Source organism: Nodosilinea sp. LEGE 07298, assembly GCF_015207265.1.
In the GTDB taxonomy this organism is placed as follows: Bacteria; Cyanobacteriota; Cyanobacteriia; order Phormidesmidales; family Phormidesmidaceae; genus Nodosilinea.
In genome coordinates, this window is sequence record NZ_JADEXE010000332.1 from 1 (window position 1) to 6,932 (window position 6,932).

At 59.0% G+C, this 6,932-nt stretch carries 7 protein-coding genes; 3 read left to right on the top strand and 4 right to left on the bottom strand.

Going from position 1 to position 6,932, the window contains the following annotated elements; genetic code table 11:
• The coding region (locus IQ273_RS28420; protein WP_228054056.1) for a glycoside hydrolase family 38 C-terminal domain-containing protein at window positions 1–1,288 on the top strand (1,288 nt) is incomplete at its 5' end.
• A gap of 72 nt (window positions 1,289–1,360) precedes the next feature.
• Here IQ273_RS28420 and IQ273_RS28425 read toward each other — a convergent pair.
• A complete protein-coding gene (locus IQ273_RS28425; RefSeq protein WP_194026480.1) occupies window positions 1,361–1,564 on the bottom strand; it encodes a hypothetical protein in 204 nt (67 codons plus the stop codon).
• 5 nt (window positions 1,565–1,569) lie between these two features.
• Window positions 1,570–2,763 (bottom strand): 1-deoxy-D-xylulose-5-phosphate reductoisomerase, encoded by a 1,194-nt coding sequence (dxr, locus tag IQ273_RS28430; protein WP_194026481.1) that lies wholly within the window; start codon window positions 2,761–2,763, stop codon window positions 1,570–1,572.
• A gap of 242 nt (window positions 2,764–3,005) precedes the next feature.
• Here dxr and IQ273_RS28435 point away from each other — a divergent pair, with 242 nt between their 5' ends.
• A complete protein-coding gene (locus IQ273_RS28435; RefSeq protein WP_194026482.1) occupies window positions 3,006–3,359 on the top strand; it encodes a helix-turn-helix transcriptional regulator in 354 nt (117 codons plus the stop codon).
• 99 nt (window positions 3,360–3,458) lie between these two features.
• On the opposite strand, the gene mrdA is transcribed toward IQ273_RS28435, so the two are convergent.
• Window positions 3,459–5,258 (bottom strand): penicillin-binding protein 2, encoded by a 1,800-nt coding sequence (gene mrdA, locus IQ273_RS28440; RefSeq protein ID WP_194026483.1) that lies wholly within the window; start codon window positions 5,256–5,258, stop codon window positions 3,459–3,461.
• 125 nt (window positions 5,259–5,383) lie between these two features.
• Between mrdA and IQ273_RS28445 the strand changes: the two genes are divergently transcribed.
• Entirely contained in the window at window positions 5,384–6,676 is a 1,293-nt protein-coding gene (locus IQ273_RS28445) for a TAXI family TRAP transporter solute-binding subunit (RefSeq protein ID WP_194026484.1), read from the top strand.
• A gap of 13 nt (window positions 6,677–6,689) precedes the next feature.
• Here IQ273_RS28445 and IQ273_RS28450 read toward each other — a convergent pair.
• A partial coding sequence (locus IQ273_RS28450; RefSeq protein WP_228054058.1) for a hypothetical protein occupies window positions 6,690–6,932 on the bottom strand: 243 nt, incomplete at its 5' end.

The window sequence follows — 6,932 nt, forward strand, 5'->3', positions numbered from 1 at the left end:
CCCTAACGCCGTGCCTGTCGTGCTGTTTAACCCGCTGAACTGGGATCGCAGTGAGGTGGTGTCGATCGCCTTATCCTCCGACCTGGCCCAGCCCCGTTGGCAAGCGCAGAATGCCGAGGGGCAGTCGCTGCTGACTCAGCCAGGGCAAGACGCATCGCCATTACTGCTGGTCTACGTTCCAGACATTCCCTCGGTGGGCTATCGGCTGATCTGGCTAATGCCTGCGGAGGCTCCGCTACCTATCGCCCTACCCGACGATTGGGTCATTGAAAACGAGCATTTACGGTCAAGAATTGACCCATCCACCGGAGCCATTGCCAGTTTGGTTCACAAGGCCACTGCTACCGAAACCTTCCACAGCTGTGGAAACCAGCTCCAGGCGTTTAAAGACCAGGGCCAGTACTGGGATGCCTGGAACATCGCCCCCGACTACCAGGACCATCCCCTCGAAAATTTTCGGCTTCAGCGTGTTGACTGGGTTGAGTACGGCCCGGTGCGGCAAACCCTGCGCGTCGTCCAGACCTTTAACCAGTCCACCATCACCCAAGACTACAGTTTGGCTGTCGGGTCGCCCGTGCTGGCGGTGCATACCCAGGTCGATTGGCAAGAGACCCAAGTGGTGCTGAAAACTGCTTTTCCACTGACGGTGTCCGCCGCCGAGGCCACCTACGAAATTCCCTTTGGGGCGATCGCCCGATCAACCACCCCCGCCACCTCTCAAGATGCCGCCAAGTGGGAGGTGCCCGCTCTGCGCTGGGCTGATCTGAGCGATCGCGATCGCGGCGTGAGCCTTCTCACCGACTACAAGCACGGGTTTGATGCCACCCCCAGACAGCTGCGGCTAACGCTGCTGAAAGCGCCAATCTGGCCCGATCCGGGCTGCGATCGCGGCCTCCAAACCTTCAGCTATGCCATCTACCCCCACGCCCACGGCTGGCAGCAGGCCAAAACCGTCCAGGCGGCCCGCAGCTTTAACCTGCCGGTTCAGGCTTGCCTAGATTGCTCGACAGCGTTACCCACCCCAGGCCCCACGTCCGCCAGCTGGCTCAACTTCGGCGACACCAGCCTGGTGCTTGCAGCCTTCAAGCAAGCAGAAGACCAGGCGGATCAATACGTTCTGCGCGCCTACGAAAGCACCGGCACCAGCCGCCCCCTCACCCTGGGCGGTACCCTACCCGTGAAAACTGTCGGCCTGCTCAATCTGCTAGAGCAACCCCAGACGGAGGAGACCACAGCGATCGCCGCCCCCTGGCAGGTAGTCAGCCTCGCCCTCGCCCCTGCCCCCTAGTAGGGGCAAACGGTCGTTTGCTCCCACCTAAGTTCATGCCTCAATCCAGCACGTCCAAAATCCAAATCGCCCTTATCTTCCTCCCAACCAGTTGCCGAACCAGGCCTGAATCTGCTCCCAGACGGCACCGGGGCCGATGCCAAACAAAAAGTACAGCACCAGCAGCAGAAAGGCGACTAGCAGCACGGTTTGAATCGTGTTTTTGACTAGCTTAAACAGCCAGCCAAACACCACCACGACTACGACAATGGCTCCCAATACAATCAGCAGATCCACGGTGCTTACCCTAGCGAAACGACGGTGGTCTGGGTCAGGGCCTGGCTGACGCTGAGCACCTCGGCTCTGGCCCACTGGTCGGCGGCGAGAATGTCGGCCAGTACGGGCTGAACAATGTTGTGGGAGCGGTGGCGATCGCACACACCCTCAATTACCTTAGGAATCTCCAAAAAGTGAATTTTTTCGTCTAAGAACAGCGCCACGGCCTGCTCGTTGGCAGCATTGAGCACCGCTGTCATGGTGCCCCCGGCCCGGCCAGCCGCATAGGCCAGATCCATACAGGGGTACTTGGCGTGGTCGGGCTCGCGGAAGGTGAGGTCGCCCGCTTTGACCAAATCCAGCGGCTCCCAGTCGGTATAGATGCGATCGGGCCAGGAGAGGGCATAGAGCAGGGGCAAACGCATGTCGGGCCAGCCCAGCTGAGCCAGCACCGAGGTATCTTGCAGCTCAATCAGCGAGTGAATAATGCTCTGGGGGTGAATGACGATATCGATACCGTCGTAGTCCATACCGAACAGGTAGTGGGCCTCGATTACCTCCAGCCCCTTGTTCATCAGCGTGGCCGAATCAACGGTGATTTTGCGGCCCATCGACCAGTTAGGGTGCTTGAGGGCATCGGCCACCGTCACCTGGGCCAGCTTTTCGGTGGGCCAGTCGCGAAAGGCTCCGCCTGACGCCGTCAGCAAAATGCGCCGCAGCCCGTCTTTGGGAACGCCCTGGAGGCACTGGAAAATAGCCGAATGCTCCGAATCGGCAGGCAGCAGCTTGACACCGTGCTTTTCGACCAGGGGCAGCACGGCGGGGCCGCCAGCGATCAGGGTTTCTTTGTTGGCCAGGGCAATATCTTTGCCCGCCTCGATCGCGGCCAGGGTCGGCAGCAGCCCGGCACAGCCCACAATTCCCGTCACCACCGCCTCGGCATCGCCATAGCGCGCTACTTCCACTACGCCATCATCCCCGGCCAGGATTTGGGGCATGGGGTCGAGCCCGGCCAGGGCCGATCGCAGGTCGCTCAGTTTTTCGGCGTTGCAGATCGCCACCACTTCGGGCTTAAACTGGCGCACCTGCTGGGCCAGTAGCTCGACATTGCTCCCTGCGGCAATGCCCACCAGGCGAAACTGGTCGGGATGGTGCTCTAAAATATCTAGGGTTTGGGTGCCAATAGACCCGGTTGAACCAAGCAGGGTGATGGCTTTCACGGCAGTCCTCAGGGTGGGTGATCGTTATCTTTAAGAATCTCACGGTACGGCCCCTGACCCAAGCTCTAGCCCCAACCTCTTGCCCCCATCTCTTTCCCTCGCCCTGAGTGCAACCCTATGGGGATCATCCCTAAATAATTAACAAGATTTGATGACTGCATTGCTATTGATAGCTGCGAAAATAAAATAGTTGTTAAGATTACTGAGAATCGTTCGCGCACACGAGCCTACCTACTAACCTGATGGATCCTGTAGAACCGGTTTCAATTGAAGTCGTGCAGCAAGTGGCCGAGTATTTTAGCGTGTTGAGCGAGCCCATGCGGCTGCGAATTCTCAACCTGCTGCGGGAGGGCGAAAAATGTGTACAAGAGCTGGTAGAAGCTACTCAAACTAGCCAGGCCAACGTCTCTAAGCATTTGAAAGTAATGCTGCAAGCGGGTATTTTGAGCCGTCGCACTGAGGGCACCTCCGCCTACTACAGCGTCACCGACGAGCTCATTTTTGACCTATGCAGCATGGTCTGCGATCGCATCGCCTGTCGCATTGAGGCCCAGGCCCAGCATTTTCGCAACTTTAGCCTGGCGTCGCGGAGTTAACAAATCGTTTGTGATTTAGCCCGCGTTCCCTGAGCAGAGTCGAAGGGAGCGCAGGCTGCATAGACTCACTATGCCCCTCAGGCACAGGCGAAGATGCGCCTATGGCGTAGCTTCGCCTTCTGCCTGGTCTTTGCCAAAGTAGGTTTCTAGCACCTGCAGCACCATCGGTGCAGTCACCTTGCCGCCGCCGCCGCCGGAGTGTTCGGCAAAGGCCACGATTACGACCTCAGGGTTCTCAAAGGGGGCGTAGGCCCCAAACCAGGCGTGTGATAGCCCTGGCGGTGCTTCGGCGGTGCCGGTTTTGCCCGCAAAGGGCGGTAGGTGGGGCACATTGAGACTCTGGGCGGTACCACCCGTAATGACTTGTCGCAGCCCCCGGTGCAAAATATCGATGGTGGTGTCACTCAACTCTAGCGATTCTTTCCAGTTGCGGTGCTCTTCGTTGTCTTTGAGCAGGTGGGGTGTAACGCTGTAGCCATCGTTAGCTGCGATCGCAAACATATTGGCTACCTGCAGGGGCGTCGCCTGCAGAAACCCCTGGCCAATAGACATATTGATCGAATCGCCAATCACCCATGGCGTATCTAAGGTCTCGCGCTTCCAGTCGTCGTCGGGCACCAGGCCAGCGCTTTCTTCGGCCCCCAGCTCAATGCCGGTTTTGCGGCCAAAGCCAAAGCGGCGAGTCATTTCAATCAGGGTTGGGCCGCCCAGGCGCATGGCCACCTGGTAAAAGAATGTGTCGCTACTCCAGGCCATTGCGCCAGTAAAGCCCAAGGGGCCAAAGCCTGCCCGGTTCCAGTCGCCAAACTGAATGCCCCCCACCTGAATGTAGGGATAGGTGGGCAGTACCGTGCCTGGAGCGTACTTGCCTGACTCAATGGCTGCCGCCGTCGTCACAATTTTAAAGGTACTAGCGGGTGGAAAAGCCTGTAGCGATCGGTTTAGAAACGGGTGGTCGGCCCCCTGCAACTGCTGCCACTGGGCCTCGGTAATGCGGGTGGTAAAAATATTGGGATCGTAGGTGGGCCAGCTAGCCATCGCCAAAATAGCGCCATTGCGCGGGTCCATAGCGACGATCGCGCCCTCGCGGGTGCCCAGAGCGGCCTCTGCGGCTCGCTGTAGCTCTAGATCGATGGTGAGCTGAATGTCTTGGCCAGCGGTAGCGGGTTTATCACCCAAAATACTGATGATGCGACCGGCACTGTCAACCTCGACCTGTTGGCCCCCCCAGGCCCCGTGGAGGGTGCTCTCAAAGGCCGCTTCGGCCCCCATTTGGCCGACCACATCGCCCAGACGATAACCTTGATCGCGGCGGGCTTTCAGCTGTTCGTCGGTTAGCTCGCCGGTATAGCCAATCACGTGGGCAGCCAGGTCGCCGTTGGGATAGTTGCGCACGGCCTCGGCCTCTAGCCGCACTCCCGGTAGCTCATTGGTGTATTCGGCCAGGGCCGTTGCCTGAGCTGGGCTAATACCCCGCGCAATAGTAATCGACTCGATCGATTCGTAACCCGCCTGCTCAAGCCGCTTTTGAATCTCGTCGGGGGGAACGTTGAGCACCTTGGATAGGCGGTTAATCACCATGGGCCACTGGTCGCGCGGCAGGGCAATGGGCCAGATTGATATCGTATGCGATAGGCGGCTACCAGCCAAAATTTCGCCGTTGCGATCGAAAATGGTGCCCCGAGCCGGGCGCTTGGGCACCAGTCGAATGCGGTTGGTATCGGCCAGCTGACGGTTGCGATCGCCGTTGACTACCTGGAGCTGAAACAACCGCAGCCCGAAGGCCCCCACTAGCAGCACCGACGCTAAGGCCAGCAGAAACACCGCCTGAAAGCTGCGCCCTACGGTGCGCCCCCGCAAAGTATCGGGTACCTGGGGTAAATTTTGGAGTAGAGCCATAGATAAACCCAATCCAAGTTTAGGTGGAGTTTTGCCAAGAGAAAAGCCCCAGTTCCCGAGCCGGACTGGTATAGCCGCCTCGGCAAATTTGGCCAGTCACTATTTTATATCGACCCAGGAGATCTATGCAGGGAAAGGTGGTCTTGCCGGTGGTGGTGCTGAGCTTGGTGGGGGTGGTGGCCTCGGCGTTTTTCTTGGTGCGCGAGCATACTCGCACCTACCGTCTGGTGCTGGCCTCGGGCGGCAGTACGGGTGAATACTATGCCTTTAGTCAGGCCTTTGCAACAGCGGTGGCTCGTAACCACCCCACCATCACCATTGATGTGCTAGAAACCGATGGCTCAGTGCAAAATATGGACTTGCTTAAGTCGAGCACCGCCCAGCTGGCCCTGGTACAGAGCGATACACCCGTGCAGTCGCCCGTGCGGGCCGTAGCGCTGCTGTTCCCCGAAATGTTTCATCTGCTGGTCCGCACCGACGCCAATATCAACGGGGTGGTTGATTTGCGGGGCAAGCGGGTCGCCCTGATGCCCGAGAACAGCGGGTCCTATGCTTTATTCTGGCCGCTGGTGCAGCACTATGGGCTGACTTCAGAGGATCTGACGCCGCTGCCCATGCCCGCCGATCAGGCCCACGCTGCCCTGGCCCGTGGTGAGGTTGATGCCCTGTTTCGGGTGATTACCCTGGGCAACCCCGCCGTAGCTGAACTGCTGCAAACAAGCCGTGCTCAGCTGCTCCCAATCGACCAGGTCGATGCGCTGCGGCTATCGCTGCCGTACCTGAATGCTCAGGTTATCCCTAAGGGCACCTATAACGGTGGTCAGCCGATTCCACCCGCCGATCTACCTGTGGTTGGGGTGAATGCCCTGCTGGTAGCCCACGAAGACATTCCGACTCACGTGGTGAATGCCCTGACCCGCACCCTGCACCAAAACCGCAATGAGCTGGTGGCGCTTTATCCTAGGGCAGCTATGATTCGGCTCGATACCTCTGGCGACTTGGGGCTGCCTCTGCATCCTGGGGCAGAAGCCTTTTATACCCAAGGCGAACCTGAGTTTTTGGTTGAGTATGCCGAGCCGATTGGTCTGCTGCTTTCGGTAGCGGTGCTGAGTTTTTCCAGCCTGTGGCAGCTGCGATCGTGGCTGCTGGGTAACCAAAAAAATCGAGCCGACTCCTACAACCTGGAGATTTTAGCCCTGATTGATGATATTGACAAAGCGCGATCGCTGGAGGAGCTAGCGGCTTTGAGAGAAATGCTGTTCAACATTCTCAAGCGAGTGGTGACTGACCTGGATGTAGACCGGATTACCAGCGAGTCGTTCGAGTCGTTTACCTTTCCCTGGCAAATTGCCAACAACGCTATTCACCACCAGGAGATGCTGCTGCGGCAACGCGGCGAGCCAGAGAAGCGAGTGTAGGGGCCAGGGAGAGTTAGTAGCCGCTGTACAACGCGCCTGTGACCAGCACCTCGGTATTGTCCTTGGTACGGGGGGAAGCCGCTGAGCTAGAGACCCGCCCCGGCAAACTGGTCTCTGACCAGCGTAGCTGTAGGGCGACGTGCGTTTCGGGCTGCGGCTGAGCCGATACCACAGGCGCGGACTTGGTGGCCTGGGGCTGAGTAGCCTGCGGCTCGGTCGCAGGAGCCGTCGTAGCGCCGGGAGGTAGAACCTGCAG